This is a genomic window from Rhodanobacter sp. B05 (assembly GCF_002001085.1).
Taxonomy (GTDB): Bacteria; Pseudomonadota; Gammaproteobacteria; order Xanthomonadales; family Rhodanobacteraceae; genus Rhodanobacter.
In genome coordinates, this window is record NZ_MUNU01000006.1 from 55673 (window position 1) to 74531 (window position 18859).

Annotated in this window: 11 protein-coding genes; 4 read left to right on the forward strand and 7 right to left on the reverse strand. The window is 67.2% G+C overall.

Features of this window, described 5'->3' with window-relative positions; translation table 11 throughout:
- The first annotated feature begins 79 nt into the window (after positions 1 to 79).
- Positions 80 to 3358 (forward strand): S41 family peptidase, encoded by a 3279-nt coding sequence (locus B0E47_RS01695; RefSeq protein ID WP_217318879.1) that lies wholly within the window; start codon positions 80 to 82, stop codon positions 3356 to 3358.
- A 223-nt stretch (positions 3359 to 3581) separates the two neighbouring features.
- Positions 3582 to 4991 (forward strand): type I glutamate--ammonia ligase, encoded by a 1410-nt coding sequence (gene glnA, locus B0E47_RS01700; RefSeq protein WP_077511867.1) that lies wholly within the window; start codon positions 3582 to 3584, stop codon positions 4989 to 4991.
- 155 nt (positions 4992 to 5146) lie between these two features.
- On the opposite strand, the gene B0E47_RS01705 is transcribed toward glnA, so the two are convergent.
- The 6 genes from B0E47_RS01705 to B0E47_RS01730 all read right to left on the reverse strand — a co-directional run bounded on the left by B0E47_RS01705 (position 5147) and on the right by B0E47_RS01730 (position 11795).
- Complete coding sequence (locus B0E47_RS01705) at positions 5147 to 6337, reverse strand: porin (RefSeq protein WP_077511869.1); 1191 nt, start codon at positions 6335 to 6337, stop codon at positions 5147 to 5149.
- A 126-nt stretch (positions 6338 to 6463) separates the two neighbouring features.
- Entirely contained in the window at positions 6464 to 7582 is a 1119-nt protein-coding gene (locus B0E47_RS01710) for a TOBE-like domain-containing protein (RefSeq protein ID WP_077511981.1), read from the reverse strand.
- 7 nt (positions 7583 to 7589) lie between these two features.
- Positions 7590 to 8396 carry a sulfate ABC transporter permease subunit CysW gene (gene cysW, locus B0E47_RS01715; protein WP_305775349.1) on the reverse strand — a complete coding sequence of 269 codons (807 nt, stop codon included), beginning with the start codon at positions 8394 to 8396 and terminating at the stop codon, positions 7590 to 7592.
- A 53-nt stretch (positions 8397 to 8449) separates the two neighbouring features.
- Positions 8450 to 9280: a sulfate ABC transporter permease subunit CysT gene (gene cysT, locus B0E47_RS01720; RefSeq protein WP_077511983.1), complete on the reverse strand. Its 831-nt coding sequence runs from the start codon at positions 9278 to 9280 to the stop codon at positions 8450 to 8452.
- Positions 9277 to 10275 carry a sulfate ABC transporter substrate-binding protein gene (locus B0E47_RS01725; protein ID WP_077511873.1) on the reverse strand — a complete coding sequence of 333 codons (999 nt, stop codon included), beginning with the start codon at positions 10273 to 10275 and terminating at the stop codon, positions 9277 to 9279. The genes cysT and B0E47_RS01725 overlap by 4 nt, the downstream gene beginning before the upstream one ends.
- Positions 10276 to 10394: 119 nt before the next feature.
- Complete coding sequence (locus tag B0E47_RS01730) at positions 10395 to 11795, reverse strand: FAD/NAD(P)-binding protein (RefSeq protein ID WP_077511875.1); 1401 nt, start codon at positions 11793 to 11795, stop codon at positions 10395 to 10397.
- Positions 11796 to 12247: 452 nt separating this feature from the next.
- Here B0E47_RS01730 and B0E47_RS01740 point away from each other — a divergent pair, with 452 nt between their 5' ends.
- Together B0E47_RS01740 and ntrC are read left to right on the forward strand one after the other, a co-directional pair.
- Positions 12248 to 13258, forward strand: a complete 1011-nt coding sequence (locus B0E47_RS01740) for an ATP-binding protein (RefSeq protein ID WP_077511879.1) — start codon at positions 12248 to 12250, stop codon at positions 13256 to 13258.
- A complete protein-coding gene (ntrC, locus tag B0E47_RS01745) occupies positions 13248 to 14627 on the forward strand; it encodes a nitrogen regulation protein NR(I) (RefSeq protein ID WP_077511881.1) in 1380 nt (459 codons plus the stop codon). Before B0E47_RS01740 ends, ntrC begins: the two co-directional genes overlap by 11 nt.
- A 113-nt stretch (positions 14628 to 14740) precedes the next feature.
- Here ntrC and B0E47_RS01750 read toward each other — a convergent pair whose 3' ends face one another.
- Positions 14741 to 18613 (reverse strand): glycosyl transferase family 36, encoded by a 3873-nt coding sequence (locus B0E47_RS01750; RefSeq protein WP_077511985.1) that lies wholly within the window; start codon positions 18611 to 18613, stop codon positions 14741 to 14743.
- Between the last annotated feature and the right edge of the window lie 246 nt (positions 18614 to 18859).

Genomic DNA, 18859 nt, shown 5'->3' on the forward strand with positions numbered 1-18859 from the left:
GGGATCATACCGATGGCCTATGGCGCCGTACGGATGCCACGACCTAAGCTGCGGCTTCCATGCATCTTCAGGGGGCGTCATGCACAAGGCGACGATGGGCTGGCTCGGCCGCGCGGCGGCAATTGCAATCCTGTTCGGCGCGGCGGCAGACGCGTCGCCTGCGCCCCCGCTGCTGCAGTCACCGACGCTCTCGGCGGATCGCATCGCGTTCGCGTACGGCGGTGAAATCTGGACGGTGCCGCGCGCCGGTGGCGACGCCACGCTGCTGGTGGGCGGCCAGGGCACGGCCAGCGCGCCGGTGTTTTCGCCGGATGGCAACCGCATTGCCTACACGGCCAACGTCAACGGCAACGACGACGTGTTCGTGGTGCCGGCCGGCGGCGGCCAGCCGACCCGCCTGACCTGGCATCCGGACCACGATGCCGCGGTGGGCTGGACGCCGGATGGCAAGGGCGTGCTGATCCGCTCGCACCGCCACGCCACCAATGATTCCTACCAGTTGTATGTAATGCCCATGACGGGTGGCCTGCCGACCGCGCTGCCGTTGTCGATGGCCGAGCAGGGTTCGTTCTCGCCGGATGGATCGCACATCGCCTACAACCCGATCGGCCAGTGGGAGCCGGACTGGCGCGACTATCACGGCGGCCAGACCACCCGGATCTGGATTGCGCGCTTGTCCGATTCCAGCATCGTCAAGCTGCCGCACGCGAACGCCAACGACAGCGACCCGATGTGGATGGGCGATACGGTCTATTTCCTGTCCGATCGCGATGGTCCGGCCACGCTGTATGCCTACGCAGTCGGCAGCGGCAAGCTGACCCGGCTGATCGACAACCACGGCTTTCCGATCGACGGCGCGGCGGCGGCCGATGGCACGATCGTCTACAGCCAGATGGGCGTGCTGCACCTGTACGACGTGGCCAGCGGACATGACCAGCGCGTGCCGGTGCGCGTCGACGGGCCGCTGCCGCAGACGGTGCCGCACTTCGAGAAGGTGGCCAAACAGATCCAGCATGCCGGCATCTCGCCAACCGGCGCCCGCGCCGTGTTCGAGGCACATGGCGAGATCCTCACCGTACCCGCCGACAAGGGTGACATCCGCAACATCACCAACACCTCCAATGCCGCCGAGCGGGATCCGGCATGGTCGCCGGACGGCAAGTCGATCGCCTATTTCTCCGACGCCGGTGGCGAATACGCGCTCACCATCCGCAGCCAGGATGGCCTGGGCCAGCCACGCCGGATCAACCTGGGCCAGCCGCCATCGTTCTTCTACAGCCCGGTATGGTCGCCCGACGGCAAGCGCATTGCCTACAGCGACAAGCGGCTGAACCTCTGGTATGTCGATCTCGAGCATCCGACGCCGGTGAAGGTCGACACCGATCGCTTCGACACGCCGCTGCACGAGTTCGACGTCAGCTGGTCGCCGGACGGCCGCTGGCTGACCTATACCAAGCAGCTACCGAACCATCTGCGTGCGGTGTTCGTGTATGCGCTGGCCACGCACCAGGCCACACAGGTCACCGACGGCATGAGCGATTGCCTGTATCCGGTGTTCGATCGCAACGGCAAGTACCTGTATTACACCGCGAGCACCGACGAGGGCCTCAGCCCGGGCTGGCTGGACATGACCAGCGAGGCGCATCCGGTCACCCGCAGTGTCTACGTGGCGGTGCTGCGCAAGGATCTGCCGTCGCCACTGCAACCGCAAAGCGACGAGGACAAGGGCCCGGCCGCGGAAGACAGCCACAAGAACGAGGGCAAGCCGCCAGCGCCGGACAAGTCGATGGTCGACATCGACTTCGACGGCCTGGCCCAGCGCACCCTGGCGCTGCCGATCGAGGCGGCCAATTATGTCGGCATGGTCGCCGGCAAGAGCGGCGTGCTGTACCTGCTGCAGGCGCCGCAGGTGCCGGGCGAGGACGCCGCCAGCACCCTGCAGCGTTTCGAGCTGGACCAGCGCAAGACCGACAAACTGGCCGAGGACGTCAAGCAGTTCGCGCTGTCCGATGATGGCAACAAGCTGCTCTACCAGAGCGGCGATGACTGGTTCATCACCGACGCCGGCAAGCCGGTCAAGAAGGGCGACGGCGAGCTCAAGACCGGCGGGATGGAAGTGCAGGTGGTGCCGCGCCAGGAGTGGGCGCAGATGTACAACGAGGTCTGGCGGATCGAGCGCGACTTCTTCTACGACCCGCATCATCACGGCCTGGATCTGCTCGCTGCCGAACAGCGCTTCCGCCCCTACCTGGCCGGCGTCGGCAGCCGCGAGGATCTCAACGTGCTGTTCCGGCGCATGCTGGCTTACATGTCGGTCGGGCACATGTTCGTGCGTGGCGGCGCCATGCCCGAGATCGCGAAAATCGATGTCGGTCTGCTCGGCGCCGACTACAGTGTGGATCACGACCGCTATCGCTTCAGCCATGTGTACAGCGGCGAGAACTGGAATCCGGACCTGCATGCGCCGCTGACCCAGCCCGGCGTGAACGTGCAGGCCGGCGAATACCTGCTCGCGGTCAATGGCCAGCTCCTGCATGCCGGCGACAACCTCTATGGCTTCTTCCAGCAGACCGTCGGCAAGCAGGTGGTGTTGCGGGTCGGCCCGCATGCCGACGGCAGCGGGGCGCGCAATGTCACCGTGGTGCCGGTCAAGAGCGAGTTCGGCTTGCGTCATCTCGACTGGATCGAACACAACCGCAGGGAGGTCGATCGACTCAGCGATGGCCAGCTGGCCTACGTGTATCTGCCGGACACCGCCGAGGGTGGCTTCCGCAACTTCAACCGCTACTACTTCGCGCAGACCGACAAGCACGGCGCACTCATCGACGAGCGCTACAACCATGGCGGCCAGCTTGCCGATTACATTGTCGACGCGCTGCAGCGCAAGCCGATGAGCCGGGTGATGACCCGCGAGGGCGAGACCTATACCGAGCCGACCCAGGCGATCTATGGTCCCAAGGCGATGCTGATCAACCAGTTCTCCGGCTCCGGTGGCGACGCATTGCCGTGGTACTTCAAGCGCAGCGAGGTCGGCCCGTTGATCGGCGAGCGCACCTGGGGTGGCCTGGTCGGCATCGGCGGCTATCCACCCCTGCTCGATGGCGGCCGCGTCACCGCGCCACGCTGGGCGATCTTCGGCCTGCATGGCCAGTGGGAAGTGGAGAACCACGGCATCGCGCCGGATATCGAGGTCTGGCAGGACCCGGAGCTGATCCGCCAGGGCCATGATCCGCAATTGGAAAAGGCAGTCGAGGTGCTGATGCAGCAACTCAAGGCGCACCCGGCGCCGAGCTATCCCGACCCGGCCTATCCGGACTATCACCCGACTATGCCGCCGGTGGAGGCAGGTGGCGGCTGACGCGGCTCCGCGCCGGCGATGGGCGGTGCGGGTTCAAGTGACATCACCAAGTTGGTGCAAGTGCCTTGATGGTTTGCTTGCACTTGGCGCAGAACTGCCGGATTCGGCGGCCCTGTGATAGTGCAGATGCCTGTTCTTGAATGACTTTGCTTCGTGGCACAGGTATTGCTCACAGACGCAGTATTGTTCCCCCTGCTGCGCCATCCATTGCCGAGGTTTCCCCATGACTGCCCAGAAAGTGCTCGACCTGATCCAGGAACACGAGGTCGAGTTCGTCGACTTCCGTTTCGCCGACATGCTCGGCGTGCATCACCACGTCACCTTCCCGGCCCACGCGATCGACGAGTCGACGTTCGAGGACGGCAAGATGTTCGACGGTTCCTCGATCACCGGCTGGAAGGGCATCAACGAATCCGACATGGTGCTGCTGCCCGATCCGGACACCGCGCACCTCGACCCGTTCAGCTCGCACGTGCAGCTGATCCTGCATTGCGACGTGCTGGAACCGAGCACCATGCAGGCCTACGGCCGCGACCCGCGCTCGATCGCCAAGCGCGGCGAAGCGTACCTGAAATCCACCGGCATCGCCGACACCGCGTTCTTCGGTCCGGAGCCGGAATTCTTCATCTTCGATTCGGTGCGTTGGCAGAACGACCCGGGCCGCGTGTTCTACGAGATCGGTTCCGAGGAAGCGGCGTGGTCGTCGCGCTACAAGTACGACGGCAGCAACAGCGGCCACCGCCCGGGCGTGAAGGGCGGCTACTTCCCGGTCAGCCCGGTCGATTCGCTGGGCGACCTGCGCGCGGACATGTGCAAGGTGCTGGAGTCGCTGGGCCAGACCGTCGAAGTGCATCACCACGAAGTGGCGAACGCCGGCCAGTGCGAGATCGGCGTGAAGTTCAACACGCTGGTGAAGAAGGCCGACGAACTGTTGACGATGAAGTACGTCATCAAGAACGTGGCGCACCAGAACGGCAAGACCGCCACCTTCATGCCCAAGCCGCTGGTCGGTGACAACGGTAGCGGCATGCACGTGCACCAGTCGCTGGCGAAGAACGGCGAGAACCTGTTCGCCGGCGACCTGTACGGCGGCCTGAGCCAGACCGCGCTGTGGTACATCGGCGGCATCTTCAAGCATGCCCGCGCGATCAACGCGTTCGCCAACTCCACCACCAACAGCTACAAGCGCCTGGTGCCGGGCTTCGAGGCGCCGGTGATGCTGGCGTACTCCGCGCGGAATCGTTCCGCGAGCTGCCGCATCCCGTACGTGGCCAGCCCCAAGGGCCGCCGCATCGAGGTGCGCTTTCCCGACCCGATGAACTCCGGCTACCTGGTGTTCACCGCGCTGATGATGGCCGGCCTCGACGGCATCTTGAACAAGATCGACCCGGGCGCGCCGGCCGACAAGGACCTGTACGACCTGCCGCCGGAAGAGGAGAAGAACATCCCGCAAGTCTGCTCCAGCCTCGACGCCGCGCTGGAAGCGCTGGACAAGGACCGCGAGTTCCTGAAAGCCGGCGGCGTGTTCACCGACGACTTCATCGATGCCTACATCGAAGTGAAGATGAAGGAAGTCACCAGGTACCGCGCCAGCACGCATCCGCTGGAATTCCAGATGTACTACTCGCTCTGACCGCGACGAGGGTGCAGGCTTGAAGAGCACGGGCGCATCGGCGCCCGTGCTCTTTTCTGCCCCTGCAGGCGCCCTGCAACCGGGCCCGACGATCAGTTGCGGATCGCATGATCGAACTGACGGGTCCGTGATCTACCAGGCTGATCCAGCTCTGACTAGAACTGGATTTGCGCCCTGACCTCCACCACCTTGGGGTCGACTGACAAACCACGTCGGTCGCTCTGGACGTGCACGTAGTTGACCTGAAGTTTCAGGTAGCGGTTGATGTACCAGTTCGCTCCCAGCGTCCAGTCGCGCTCGCGACCACCCGGTATCGGACTGTCGTCGAGGTCGAGTTCGCTGTAACGGAGCGCGAGCTCCAGTGCGCCATACGGGCCCTCGGGTTTGATGTTGCCGACGTTGCCGCTGGAGTACGGGCGTGACTCGCCGGTGACGACCCAGCTGGCGAACGCGTAGTAGCCGCTGGCGTCGTAGTTCGGGCGCGCTCCGTCCGGCGCGACCACGGCATGCAGGTATTCGCCCTGGATGGACCACGGGCCGCGGATCCACAGGCCTTCGAAGCCGGTCCGATCGATATGGTCGGTTGGGGCGAGATTCCCCGAGTCCACCAGCCTCGCCGCCAGTCCGGCCTCGGGGTTCGCGCGCAGCCGCGCGCTCGGTGGCGTGTAGATGCCGCGTCCGTCGGTGGTGCCGTCGGGCGATTCTTCCGAGGCGGAAACGCCCAGGTGGATCACGTCGCCGGGCTGATTGTGCGGCACCCACGCGAAGCGGGCGGCCAGCATGCGGCCGTCGCTGCCGCCATTGAGGTCACCGCCGGCGTAGTAGCCCGCGTTGACGAGGTAGTGCGGACGCTCCCATGCCCAGTCCACGCCGAGACGCCGGTTGGCGTAGATCGCCTGAGTCGGCAACGCGGACTCGAGGAAGGTGGTGGCACCGGTGCTGGTGTTGCCCTCGAAGCCCACCGGTGTCTTGCTGAATCCGATCCGGAAAGCGCCGACGTCCTTGCCCAGGAGCGCCTTGCTCTGCACGCGCAGGTAGGTGTCCAGCCATGTCCTGGCCTGGAAGTCGTAGCCCACGGTGGCGTCGTAGACGCCTTTCTTCTTCACGTAGAAGCCGAACTCCTTGCGCCGGTTGGTCTGTGCATCGGCAAGCCGGCCCTCGTCGTTCGAGAACCGGTCGACGTCATACTGATACTTGAGCACCAGGCCCAGGTCGGTTCCGTCGTCGAACACGTAATGTGTGGGCCAGTTGTCGACGAAATTGTACGTGTCGGACCTGCTTTCGCCTGCGCTTGCCATGGTCGGGATCGCCACCAGCAAGGCGGCCATCAGCGTCGTCTTCTTCATGGGTGTTTTCCCTTTTCATGGTGCACCTGCGTTGCCGTCGGAGATGACCGGGGCGGCGCAGGCGCAGACCGCCCCGACGCGGTCGGCCGACAGGCCAACCACGGGAGAGAAAGGAAGGAACTCCGGTTACCGCCGGTCGGGTGGGCGCCAGGTCCAGCGATCGCGGATCACGGCGCGGTTGCCGTGGTCGTCATCGAATGGAAACGCGACGAGCCGGTTTGGCGCGACGCGCAGCACGGCACCCGGTTGCAGTCCCAGGCGACCGAGATCCTCGCTCGCGACATCGGCCTCCAACGCCAGGTCGATGTCGCCGACGTACAGGTCCAGGTGCGCCACGCTGCCGGCCAGATACACGTGCCGCAGACGCGCCTCCCACGCAGGCTGGCCATCGGGTACCGACAAGGTGAGGTGCTCCGGGCGTACATAGGCGACACCATGGCGATAACGCCCGTCCCACGGGTCAGTCATGAGCGGCCAGGCACCGGCGCCCCATCCCTGCGCATGGCGGGCCAGCGGGATCCGGTTGGTGCGGCCGATGAACTCGCACACAAACGGTGTGGCCGGATCCTGATAGACGGCCTGCGGCGTGCCGACCTGCTCGATGCGGCCGCGGTTCATGACGGCGATGCGGTCGGCGAGCTCCAGCGCCTCCTCTTGGTCGTGGGTCACGAACACGGTGGTGAGCTGCAGTTCCTCGTGCAGTTCGCGCAGCCAGCGGCGCAGGGTGATACGTACCTGCGCATCCAGTGCGCCGAACGGCTCGTCCAGCAGCAGCAACTCCGGTTCGACCGCCAGGGCTCGCGCGAGGGCGACGCGCTGACGCTGGCCGCCGGAGAGCTGGCTGGGATAGCGATCACCCAGTTCTTCCAGTTGCACGCGCTTCAACAGACGCTCCACCTGCTCGCGGATCTGCGCGCGCGACGGGCGGCGGCGGCGCGGCCGCACGCGCAGTCCGAACGCCACGTTCTCGCGAACCGTCAGATGACGGAACAAGGCGTAATGCTGGAACACCAGTCCGACATTGCGCTCGCGTGCGCTGGCGGCGAGGAAGTCCTGATCCCCCTGCATGACGACTCCCCCGTCCGGGTAGTCCAGTCCGGCGAGGATGCGCAGCAAGGTGGTCTTGCCCGATCCGGACGGTCCGAGCAATGCAAGGAACTCGCCCGGCGCCATCTGCAGGCTGACGTCGTCCAGTGCGGCGAAGTCGGCAAAGCGGCGGGTGAGCCGGTCAAGTACTAGCGTCATGGGGATCTCAGTGGCCGCCGGGCGCATGCGCAGCGATCTCGTCGCTGTAGCGCCATTCGAGGAAGGTCTTCACTGCCAGGGTGAGGAGGGCCAGCAAGGCCAGCAGCGAGGCGATGGCAAACGCACCGACGTAGTCGTACTCGTTGTAGCGCATCTCCACTTCCAGCGGCATGGTGGTGGTCAGCCCGCGGATGTGACCGGACACGACGGATACCGCGCCGAACTCGCCCATCGCGCGGGCATTGCACAGCAGCACGCCGTACAGCAGCGCCCAACGGATGTTCGGCAGCGTCACGCGCAAGAACATCTGCCAGCCATTGGCACCGAGGACACGCGCGGCTTCCTCCTCTTCGCTGCCTTGCGCCTGCATCAGCGGAATCAGCTCACGCGCGACGAAGGGCAGGGTGATGAAGATCGTCGCCAGAACCAGACCCGGCACGGCGAAGATGATCTTCACTCCATGCGCGGCCAGCCACGGGCCAAACCAGCCCTGCGCGCCGAACAGCAGCACGTAGACGAGACCCGAGATCACCGGCGATACCGAGAATGGCAGGTCGATCAGTGCACCGAGCGCGGCCTTGCCACGGAACTCGAAGCGCGTCATCGCCCATGCAGCCGCGATGCCGAAGACCAGGTTGAGCGGCACGGCGATGGCCGCCACCAGCAGGGTCAGCCGGATCGCGGCCAGCGCCTCGGGCTGGTGCAGGCTCACCAGGTAGGCGTGTACGCCCTGGCGGAAGGCTTCCACGAACACCGAGGCCAGCGGCAGCAGCAGGAACACGCCCAGAAACACGCTGGCCAGCACGATGATCACGGCATGGCCGAGCCGCCTTCCCGGGCTGGCATCGCGCGACGTTCGGACGGCGCTCACGCGGCGCGCTCCGCCCAGCGTCGGCTCCAGCGCTGCAGGACAGCGATCAGCAGCAGCAGGATGAACGAGAAGGCGAGCATGACCACGCCCAGCGCGGCGGCGCCGGCATAGTTGAACTCCTCCAGCTTCTGCACGATCAGCAAGGGCGCAATTTCCGAGCGCATGGGAATGTTGCCGGCGATGAAAATGACCGAACCGTATTCACCTACCGCGCGCGCCAGTGCCAGCGCGAAGCCGGTGAGCAGGGTCGGCACCAGCAGCGGCAGGATCACCCGAAGGAAGGTCTGCCGGCGCGTCGCACCCAGGCTTTCGGCGGCTTCCTCCACGTCGCGTTCCAGCGATTGCAGCACCGGCTGCAGAGTGCGCACCACGAACGGGAAGCCGACGAAGACCATCGCCAGCAGTACGCCCAGCGGCGCGTAGGCCACCTGGATGCCCATCGGCACCACCCAGCGGCCGAGCCAGCCGTTCGGGGCGTAGAGCGCGGTCAGCGCGATGCCGGCCACGGCGGTCGGCAGCGCGAACGGCAGGTCGATCAATGCGTCGAGCAGACGACGCCCGGGGAAGCGATAGCGTACGAGGGCCCAGGCCACCAGCAGGCCGATGAAGACATTGAGCAGTGCGGCCAGCAGCGCGCCACCGAAGCTCAGCTTCAACGCCGCCAGCGTGCGCGGCGACTCCAGCAGGCGGAACAGGCCGTGAAGCCCGATCCCGCTGGCCTTCCATGCCAACGCCGCCAGCGGCAGCAGGACGATCAGCCCCAGGTACGCGAGCGCGTAGCCGAGGCTGATGCCGAACCCGGGCAGGACCCGTTTGCGCACGCTCAGTTGCCCGGTCCGACCTGGTCGAACACGCCGCCATCGGCGAAGAACTTCGCCTGCGTCTGGCGCCACGTACCGAACAGCTCCGCCAAGGTGAAGGTGTTCACCTTCGGAAATTGCGCGGCGTATTCGGCGGCGACCGTCGGTGAGCGTGGCCGGTAAAAGTTGCGCGCCTCGATCTCTTGCGCCTGTGGCGTGTACAGGAACTTCAGATAGGCCTCGGCGATCTGCCGCGTGCCGCGTGCATCCACGTTCTTGTCCACCACGGCGACCGGCGGTTCGGCCAGGATGCTGATCGAGGGTACGACGATCTCGAACTTGTCCCCGTCCGGCTCGTGCCTGGCCAGCAGTGCTTCATTCTCCCAGGCCAGCAGCACATCGCCGATGCCACGCTGGGCGAAGGTGTTGGTGGCACCGCGTGCGCCGGTGTCCAGCACGGGCACGTGCTGAAAGAGCGTCTTCACGAACGCTTTCGCCTTGGCATCATTGCCGCCGGGCTGCTTGAGCGCGTAGCCCCAGGCGGCCAGGAAATTCCAGCGGGCACCGCCCGAGGTCTTCGGATTGGGCGTGATGACCTGGACGCCGGGTTTGATCAGGTCGTTCCAGTCGTGGATGCCCTTGGGATTGCCCTTGCGGACCAGGAACACAATGGTCGAGGTGTAGGGCGAGGAGTTGTCGGGCAGGCGCTGCTGCCAGCTCTTGTCCAGCAGACCGTGATCGGCCACCGCGTCGATGTCGTAGGCCAGGGCCAGCGTAATCACATCGGCCGGCAGGCCGTCGACGACGGCACGCGCCTGCTTGCCGGAACCGCCGTGCGACATCTGGATGGTGACGGTGTCGCCATGCTGCGCCTTCCACTGGGCCGCGAAGGCGGTGTTCACCGCTCTGTACAGCTCGCGGGTGGGGTCGTAGGACGCGTTGAGCAGCGTAACGTCCCTGGCCATGGCGGAAGCGGCCAGCAGGGTGCCGGTGATGGCAAACAGCGTGCTGCGAATCTTCATCGTCCTGGTCTCCCGTATCGGCATGAACGGTCAGGCTAGTGGTGCGTCGAGCGTCGTGTGAAATCCCCAGTTGGCATGTGGATATGCCGGAACGAGTTGTGGTTTGGACGTCCATACAGCTATTGCTTCGTGGCGGTTTCTTCGTCTCCCAGGTCATCGGAGGGAGTGAGCGTTTGCGCCAGCCGGCTGGCGGCAGTGCGGATTTCAGGCATGGCCGTGCACTCCCACAGACTGCCGCGCAGCAGCGAGCCGATGCCGTAGAGCCCCGGTTGTGCGTGGCCCTCGGCATCCAGCAGTTGCCCGTCCGGCCTGGCTGCGACCCCCAGCTGCAACGGGTCCGGCGTTGCCAGCCCCTCACGCAGGAGCTGGGCCAGCAGGGGATCGCGCGCATAGGCGACGGCAGTATCCAGGCCCGTGGCCTGGATCACCCGGTCCGCCTCGAACGTGCTGGTCAGCTGGGTCGCCCGGCTGCGCACGGTGACCGCCAACGGGCCATGCCCATCGACAGCGAGCACGCGGCCCGCTTGGATCTGCAGCCGCTCCGATTCGATGAGCGCCTGCACGGCCTCGAACGATGCCGGTGCGGTGCGGTGGCGTGAGGCTTCCCAGACCCAGCGCAGATGCCGCAGGAACTGGCGGCGTTGTGCCAGCGTGAGTCCTTGCCACAGCCTGGCATTGACCGGCCGCATGCCGTCGATCACGGCGCGCCAGTCCGCGCCCGACGGGTCGGCCAGCGCCTCACGGACCAGGCGCAGCATGGGAGCCACGCCGCTGCATGCCAGCAGGGCGGCGTTGAGATCGTCCTGGTACGGATAGGGCGCCAGCGGCGCGGCCGGATGGCGGAACGGCAGCAGGCCGTGGCGTGAGACGACAACCAGCTCGGCCCGCGGCCAGCGCGTGGCCGCGGAGATCAGCGTGTCGACCGCGGTCAGTCCCGTACCGATGACCAACACGCGGCGCGGAGGATGATCGAGTTCGGTCCGGTTCCACGGATCGAGCTCGTAGGCGCCGCTGGCCAGCGCTTCCACCGAGACGGTCTTCAAGGGCCGTGGTGCCAGTGCGCCGATCGCCAAGACAGCCGCGTCGACCGCGAGCGTGCCACCTTGCTCCAGGTCGATGCGATAGCCGCCGTCCGCCTCGCGATGGATTGCCGCGGCCTTCGCATGATTCACCTGGAAACGGATGCCGTAGGCGTGGGCTTCGCTCATCCGCGCACGCATCTGGGCTTCGATGAATTCGCCGAAGATCCGGCGCGGCAGGAAGTCGGCACCCTGCGCCGGACCAAGACAGCGGCCCGCGTGTTGCAGGAAGTCGTCCTTCTGGTCGACGAACAACCCCATGCCCGCGGCGCGCACATTCAGGAGGTGCCGGTCGTCGTCCGTGGCGTAGGCTACGCCACGCCCCGGAGCGACGCATCCGGTGATCCAGTGCACGGTCCCGCGGCGATCCTGTCTTCGCAGCAGTTCACCGAAAATCGCCGCCCCTGCGGCCCCGCCACCGATGATTGCGATGTCAGCCATGTGAAGTTCCTGCGTTACGGGGACACCTTGCCCGGCGGCCCATCCATGTGATGAGTCGCCCGCCTCGTCCCTGATTGAAGTCAGTGGTTCGCGAGCTCCAGCGCGGCGCGCCGCGGGGTGCTCTCCCGGCGTCCCCTGGCGTCCTGGTCGCAAGCGCGAGAGCGCGCCAATGCACCGCTGTAGAAGTGCTGCGCCCGGTTTGCGATCTTCCCGGGACGGTCATCGCTGACGCATCCGGCGGAGACGGTCAATACCCGATGAGTCCAGACGGCGCTGCAGCTTTTGATGGCGTCGTACATAAACATCCCCTGAACTCGTGGGTGAGGGGCGAATGAATCACAGCGCTGGTTAAAGAAGCGCTGTTGCGTTGTTGGTGTCTGGATGCATCTCGACGGGCGCCGGCCCGAGAGGAGCTATTTGCACCAAATCGAGTCATTGCCCATGATGGTGCAATGAGCGAGCTGACGTGGCGGCAATGGGCGGGGCAGGTGGCGACCGGGATGGCCCTGGTCGATGCCGATCTGCGCGTGCGCTGGCTCAATCCTGCCCTGGCTGAAACTCTGGCGCTGGGTGCCCGCAGCGTGGTCGGGCAGCCGTTGGGCGTGTTGCTCGCCGACGTCGATGCGGTGGCGCAGGCCGGGCGTGTGCTGGCGGAGCAGCGTCCGCTGCAATGGCGCGGGATGGCGCTGAGCACGCCGGGCGACCGCACGATCAATGCCGATATCGCCGTTCAGCCGTTCGACGACGGCCTGCTGCTGGAGGTGCATGCACTGGCCGAGCCGGTGGCGGCACGCTCGCCACTCTCGGCGACCCTGCGCGGCTTCGCGCACGAGGTGAAGAACCCGCTGGCCGGGTTGCGCGGCGCGGCCCAGTTGCTGCAGCGACGGGTCGATGGCGAGGATCTGCAGGCGCTGGCCGGGATGATCATCGATGAGGCGGATCGGCTGGGCGCGCTGGCCAACCGCCTGCTGTTTCACGATGGCGCGGCCCGGCTTGGCCCACTCAATATCCATCACCTGCTCGAACGGCTGGGCGATCTGCTGCAGGCCGAGCCGGCGGCGCCGCGATTGCGGCACGACTACGACCCCAGTGCGCCGGAGCTGTTCGGCGACGCCGATCGTTTGCAGCAGGTGCTGCTCAATCTCGCGCGCAATGCACTGGAGGCCGGTGCGAAACAGCTGACCTTCCGGACCCGCGTCGAGCATGGTGTGCGCCTGGGCGAGCGGGTGTTGCGCATGGCGCTGCGCGTGGATGTGATCGATGACGGCGCGGGCGTGCCCGCGGCCTTGCGCGAGACGCTGTTCGAGCCGCTGGTTTCCGGCCGCGTCGACGGCACCGGCCTCGGCCTGGCGTTGTCGCGCGAGATCGCGCAGGAACATGGCGGCGACCTGCGCTACACCAGCTATCCGGGCGAGACGGTGTTCTCGCTGTACCTGCCACTGGAGAAAGCGCATGGGCGATGAAATCTGGGTCGTCGACGACGACCGTGGCGTGCGCTTCGTGCTGGTCGAGGCCTTGCGCGACGCGGGGCTGACGGTGCGCGAATTCGGCGAGGCGGGGGCGCTGCGCGCCGCGCTGCAAGTCGGTCGCCCGGGCTTGCTGCTGACCGACGTGCGCATGCCTGGCGAGGATGGCCTGAGCCTGCTGGTCGACCTGCAGCAACAAGGCATCGGTCCGGTGATCGTGATGAGTGCGTTCACCGACGTGGCGACCACCGCGGCGGCATACCGCGCGGGTGCGGTCGATTATCTGGCCAAGCCGTTCGATCTCGACCACGCGGTCGAGGCGGTGCGGCGCGCCTTGGCCAGCGTGGCCTCGCCGACACCGGCGGCCGGCCAGCCGTTGGTGTCGAACCATGCCCTGCTCGGTGAAAGCGCGCCGATGCGCGAAGTGTTTCGCCTGATCGGCCGCGTCGCCGCCAGCGATCTCAACGTGCTGGTCACCGGCGAGACCGGCACCGGCAAGGAGCTGGTGGCGCGCGCGCTGCACGAGGAAAGCGCACGCCGCGACAAGACCTTCGTGGCGCTGAACACGGCGGCGATCCCCAGCGAACTGCTGGAAAGCGAATTGTTCGGCCACGAGGCCGGCGCCTTCACCGGCGCCACCCGTCGCGTGGCCGGACGCTTCGAACAGGCCGAAGGCGGTACGTTGTTCCTCGACGAGATCGGCGACATGCCGCTGATCCTGCAGACCCGCCTGCTGCGCGTGCTCGCCGGTGGCGAGTTCTACCGCGTCGGCGGCCGCGAGTTGATCCGCTGCAACGTGCGCGTCGTCGCCGCCACCCACCAGGACCTGGCCGCGCGCGTGGCGACCGGCCAGTTCCGTGCCGACCTGATGCACCGCCTCGACGTGGTGCGCATCGCGCTGCCGCCGTTGCGCAGCCGGCGCAGCGACATCCCGCTGCTGGCGCGGCATTTCCTCGCCGCCACCGCGCAGGAACTGAAACTGCCGCCGAAACGTTTCTCCAAGGCGGCGCTGAAGCTGATCGCCCAGCGTGATTTCCCCGGCAACGTGCGCGAGCTGGAGAACCTGTGCCGGCGGCTGGCAGTGATTGCTCCCGGCAGCGAGATCCTGCCGGCGGACCTCGGTGACGAACACGTGGGTTCCGCCAGCGGCGAATGGACCGATGCGCTGCGTGACTGGGCGTCCGCGGCGCTGGCCAGCGGCGAGGCGGACATCCATGCACGCGCCCGCGCGGCGCTCGACCAGACCTTGTTGCAAGTCGCGCTGCAAGCGCACGAAGGTCATCGGCAGCATGCGGCCGCGGCGCTTGGTGTCGGGCGCAACACGCTGACCCGCAAACTCGGCGCCTCGCGCAAACGGCGCAGCTGAAGGCGTGCCCGGATCCCTTCCGCCTCTTCGGCAGGAGCCCGCTCGCGGGCGATGCTGTTGCTTTGAAGATGCGGTGGAAGATCAGAGCAAGGGCATCGCCTGCAAGCAGGCTCCTACGTTTGCGCTGGGCCGAGGGTGATGCGCAGGTGATGGATTTGCCCGTCGTCGATCAGCGCGATCGACGCCGTGGAGTCCAGCGTCTGGCCGTCCAGTTGGATGCTCTTCACGCGGGCGCAAACCCGATCGGGATTCTCGACGCTGATCTCGTAGCGGGTTGCGCGTTTGGCGCCATGGCGATACGTGATCTGGAATCCCGGCCATGCCTTTGGCAGGCATGGAGTCACGCGCAGCCGATCGCCCTGCAACCGGAACCCGAGCACGGCCTCCAGCCCGGCGCGGTACAGCCACGCGGCGGAACCGGTGTACCAGGTCCAGCCGCCGCGGCCGATGTGCGGCGCCACCGAATAGACGTCCGCGCAGGCGACGTAGGGTTCCACCTTGTAGCGTGCGACCGCCTCGGCGCTGTCGCTGTGATGGATCGGGTTGAGCAGGTCGAACAGCGCGCCGGCCCGGTCGCCGTCGCCGAGGCCGGCCCAGGCGAAGATCGACCAGATCGCGCCATGCGTGTACTGCCCGCCGTTTTCGCGCACGCCGGGCGGATAGCCCTTGATGTAACCGGGATCCTCCTTGCCGTCCTGGTCGAACGGCGGCGTGAACAAACGGGCCACCTTGTGCTCGTGGTCGATCAGCAAATCGTCGACCGAGGCCATCGCCTGCACCGCGTGGGCGCGGTTGCCGCTGCCGGCGATCACGCTCCACGACTGGGCAATCGTGTCGATCCGGCATTGCTCGCTGTCCTTCGAGCCGAGCGGCGTGCCATCGTCGTAGTAGCCGCGGCGATACCATGCGCCGTCCCACGCCTGCTCCAGCGCCTCGCGCAAGGTGTTGGCGTAGTCGCGCCAGTTCACCGCGCGCTTGTCGTCGCGCCGGTCCGCTTCCTCTGCCAGCGCATCGATCGCGCACAGCAGGAACCATCCGAGCCAGCTGCTTTCGCCACGGCCGTTCGCACCGACCAGGTTCATGCCGTCGTTCCAGTCGCCGGTGCCGATCAGCGGCAGGCCATGCGCGCCGCGGGTGAGGCTGGAGTCGATCGCCAGCGCGCAGTGCTCGTACAGCGACACCTTGTCGTCCGAGGCTTCGGGCTGGAAGAACGCGTCGGTGGCGTCATCGGGAATCGGCTGGCCCTTGAGGAAAGGCAGCATCTCGTCCAGCACCGCGCGGTCGCCGCTCACCTCGACGTAGTGCATCGCCACATGGGCCAGCCAGACGCGGTCGTCGCGGATCCTGGTGCGAATACCCTGGCCGCTGGGTGGCAGCCACCAGTGCTGCACATCGCCCTCGGCGAACTGTCGGCCGGCGGCGCGCAACAAATGTCCGCGGGCCAGGTCGGGTCGGCTTACGCACAGCGCCATCACGTCCTGCAGCTGGTCGCGGTAGCCCCACGCGCCGCTGGCCTGGTAATACGCCGTGCGTGCCCACAGGCGGCAGGCGGTGACCTGGTACAACAGCCAGTCGTTGAGCAGCAGATCCATGGCGCGATCGGGCGTGCGCACCTGCACGGTGTCGAGCAGGTCGTTCCATTGTGCGGTGACCTCGGCCATGGCGGCGTCGAAGTCGCCGGCACGGTACTTCGCGATCAACGCCTGGGCGGCGGCTTCGTCGGTGCCATCGCCGAGCAGGAACAGCAGGTCCAGCTGCGTATCCGGCGGCAGTTCGACGTGGGTCTGCAAGGCCGCGCACGGATCCAGCCCGGCACCGAGCCGGCCGTTGAGTGCGCCGCCGTCATGCAGGGCAGCGGGTTGGGCGATGCTGCCGAGCCCGCCGAGGAAGCTTGCGCGATCACCGCTGATCGACTGCTGCGCGCCGCACAGATCGAAGAACGCGATCCGTTCGCCGAAATCCGCGCGCCAGCGATTGCGCGCGAACAGCGCGCCGCTCGCTTCATCACGCGCGGTGATCACGAACGGTGCCGGCGTGCTGCCATTCGGGCCCAGCGCCCATTCGACGTAGCCGGTGATCGACAACCGGCGCGCGCGGTTCGAGCGGTTGCACAGGCGCAAGCGCGACAGCTTGACCGGGTCGCCGGTCGGCACGCATACGGTCAGCTCCAGCTCGATGCCGTGGGCGTCGTGCTGAAAGCGCGTCCAGCCCTTGCCGTGGGTGGTCACATAGTTCGCGCCCGGCACGTGGATCGGCAGTGCGGTGGCACTCCACAGGTCGCCATTGTCACTGTCGCGCAGGTAGATCGCCTCGTGCGGCATGTCGCTGACCGGATCGTTCGGCCACGGCGTCAGCGGATTCTGCTGGCTGTTGATCGACCACGCGTAGCCGCCGCCCTCGGCGGTGACCAGGCAGCCGAAGTCGGGGTTGGCAATCACGTTGGTCCACGGCGCCGGCGTGGGTCGCGCGGCATCCAGCGCGATCCGATACGCGCGGCCGTCCTGGCAGAAGCCGCCGTAACCGTTGGCGAACTCCAGCGCAGCGGTGGCAACGCCGGGTGCCGCCGGCGTGCTGGCGCGGATCGGCGCGCTCGTTGCCGCGGTGGCAGCGGGGATGGCGGCCTCGTCGTCGCCGGCATGCGCCAGCACCAGCCGCGCCACGCTCAGCAGACCATCGCGCAGTTGCTCGCCGATGTTGGAATCACGCAGGCAAAACAGCTCTGCCCTGGGCGCATCGGTGTCGGCAGCCAGCGCCTTTTTCTGCGCGTCCACGCGCTGCTGCAGCGCTTGCCGCAGGTCGGTGGCGTCGTCGGTGAGCTGATCGAGCACCACCACGTCGACGGCCAGTTGCCGCGCGCGCCACCAGCGCTGGGCCAGTAGCAGCTCGTCCAGACGATCCAGTCCGGCGCGCTCGCGCAGGCACAAAAGGGCGATCGGCCGGTCGCCGGAAATACTCGCGCCCCACAAGGTGGGTGCACCGCCATGCCCGCGCATGCGCGTGCTGGCGGCGGCGCGCTGGCTGGAATCGCTGTACAGCAAGCCACTCATCCAGTGCGCGAAGCGCGCCGCCTGCGCGGGGTCGATGCCGAGCTGCTGCAGCTCGGTCTCGGCATCTCGCGTGGCGGCCGCAAACAGCTGGGCGGCCGCCTCCGGATCCTGCAGCCGCGCGCTCAAGGCGATCGCGCCCGCGCGGGTGTCGGCCAGCTGGGTCCACAGCAGCAGGCGAATGCTGGTGCCCGGTGCCAGGCTGAATTCGCGGCGCAGGCTGAACACCGGATCGAGCACGCAGCCGTTGGTATTCGACAGTGCCGCGCCCGGCTGCATCGCCTGCGCATGACGCAGGGTGCGGCCGCGGCCGAGGAAACGGGCGCGGTCGGTTTCATGGCTGCTGCCGTCGGCCGACCGGCCTTCGATCTGCAGCGCCTGCGCGGCCCAGACCTCGGCCTGGCTGTCGCTGCGCCGCCGCCGCGTCGCCAGCAACAAGCCGTGTACCGCATCCCACTCGGTCTGCACGAACATCTTGGAAAACGCGGGATGCCCGTCATCGTCGCCGCTGGGACCCAGCACCAGTTCGGCATAACTGGTCAACGACAGCGTGCGCTGGCGATCACCGTGGTTGCTCAGGGTCAGCCGGCGCAAGGCGACATCGTCGGTAGGCGACACGGCCACGTCCAGCTCGTGGTGCAGGCTGTGGTGGCGGCCACTGAAGCAGGCCCGGCCCGGGCTGAAATCCACCGCGTCATCGGGCCTGGCGACGCCGAATGGCTGCGCGGTGGGTGACCACACCGCGCCGCTGGTCTCGTCGCGCAGCAACAGGAAGTTGCCCCAGGGATCGGCCACCGGATCCTCGCGCCAGCGCGTCACCGCCAGCCCATGCCAGTGGTCGAAGCCGGTACCGCTGCCGCTGAGCATGACGGTGTAGCGCCGATTGCCGAGCAGTTGCATGGCGGCCGGGGAAGACCGTGAACCGGATGGGGGGAAGGACATGGGCGAGCCGACTCCTGCAGGTGCGCGGCGCGCGGGCGCCGCCGGGATATCCGCCAAGCCTACGGCCAGCGCGGGGTAATGGCGCGTGAAGCTGCCATCTGCACGGGTTGCATGCACGTACCCCGGCACACTGGGCGGCACGTTCGTCGCCATCAGCCACTCGCACGAATGCCCGCGATGCTTGTCTCAACGACGATCGGCATGCGCCGCGCTGCATGCGCCGGGTGGGGCATGCAGCTCGATGGT

Coding starts and splice junctions, on each gene's coding strand:
- B0E47_RS01750 (WP_077511985.1), bottom strand. CDS start 18,613: ATGTCCTTCCCCCCATCCGGTTCACGGTCTTCCCCGGCCGCCATGCAA.
- B0E47_RS01695 (WP_217318879.1), top strand. CDS start 80: ATGCACAAGGCGACGATGGGCTGGCTCGGCCGCGCGGCGGCAATTGCA.
- B0E47_RS01705 (WP_077511869.1), bottom strand. CDS start 6,337: ATGAAGAAGACGACGCTGATGGCCGCCTTGCTGGTGGCGATCCCGACC.
- B0E47_RS01730 (WP_077511875.1), bottom strand. CDS start 11,795: ATGGCTGACATCGCAATCATCGGTGGCGGGGCCGCAGGGGCGGCGATT.
- ntrC (WP_077511881.1), top strand. CDS start 13,248: ATGGGCGATGAAATCTGGGTCGTCGACGACGACCGTGGCGTGCGCTTC.
- B0E47_RS01725 (WP_077511873.1), bottom strand. CDS start 10,275: ATGAAGATTCGCAGCACGCTGTTTGCCATCACCGGCACCCTGCTGGCC.
- B0E47_RS01710 (WP_077511981.1), bottom strand. CDS start 7,582: ATGACGCTAGTACTTGACCGGCTCACCCGCCGCTTTGCCGACTTCGCC.
- B0E47_RS01740 (WP_077511879.1), top strand. CDS start 12,248: ATGAGCGAGCTGACGTGGCGGCAATGGGCGGGGCAGGTGGCGACCGGG.
- glnA (WP_077511867.1), top strand. CDS start 3,582: ATGACTGCCCAGAAAGTGCTCGACCTGATCCAGGAACACGAGGTCGAG.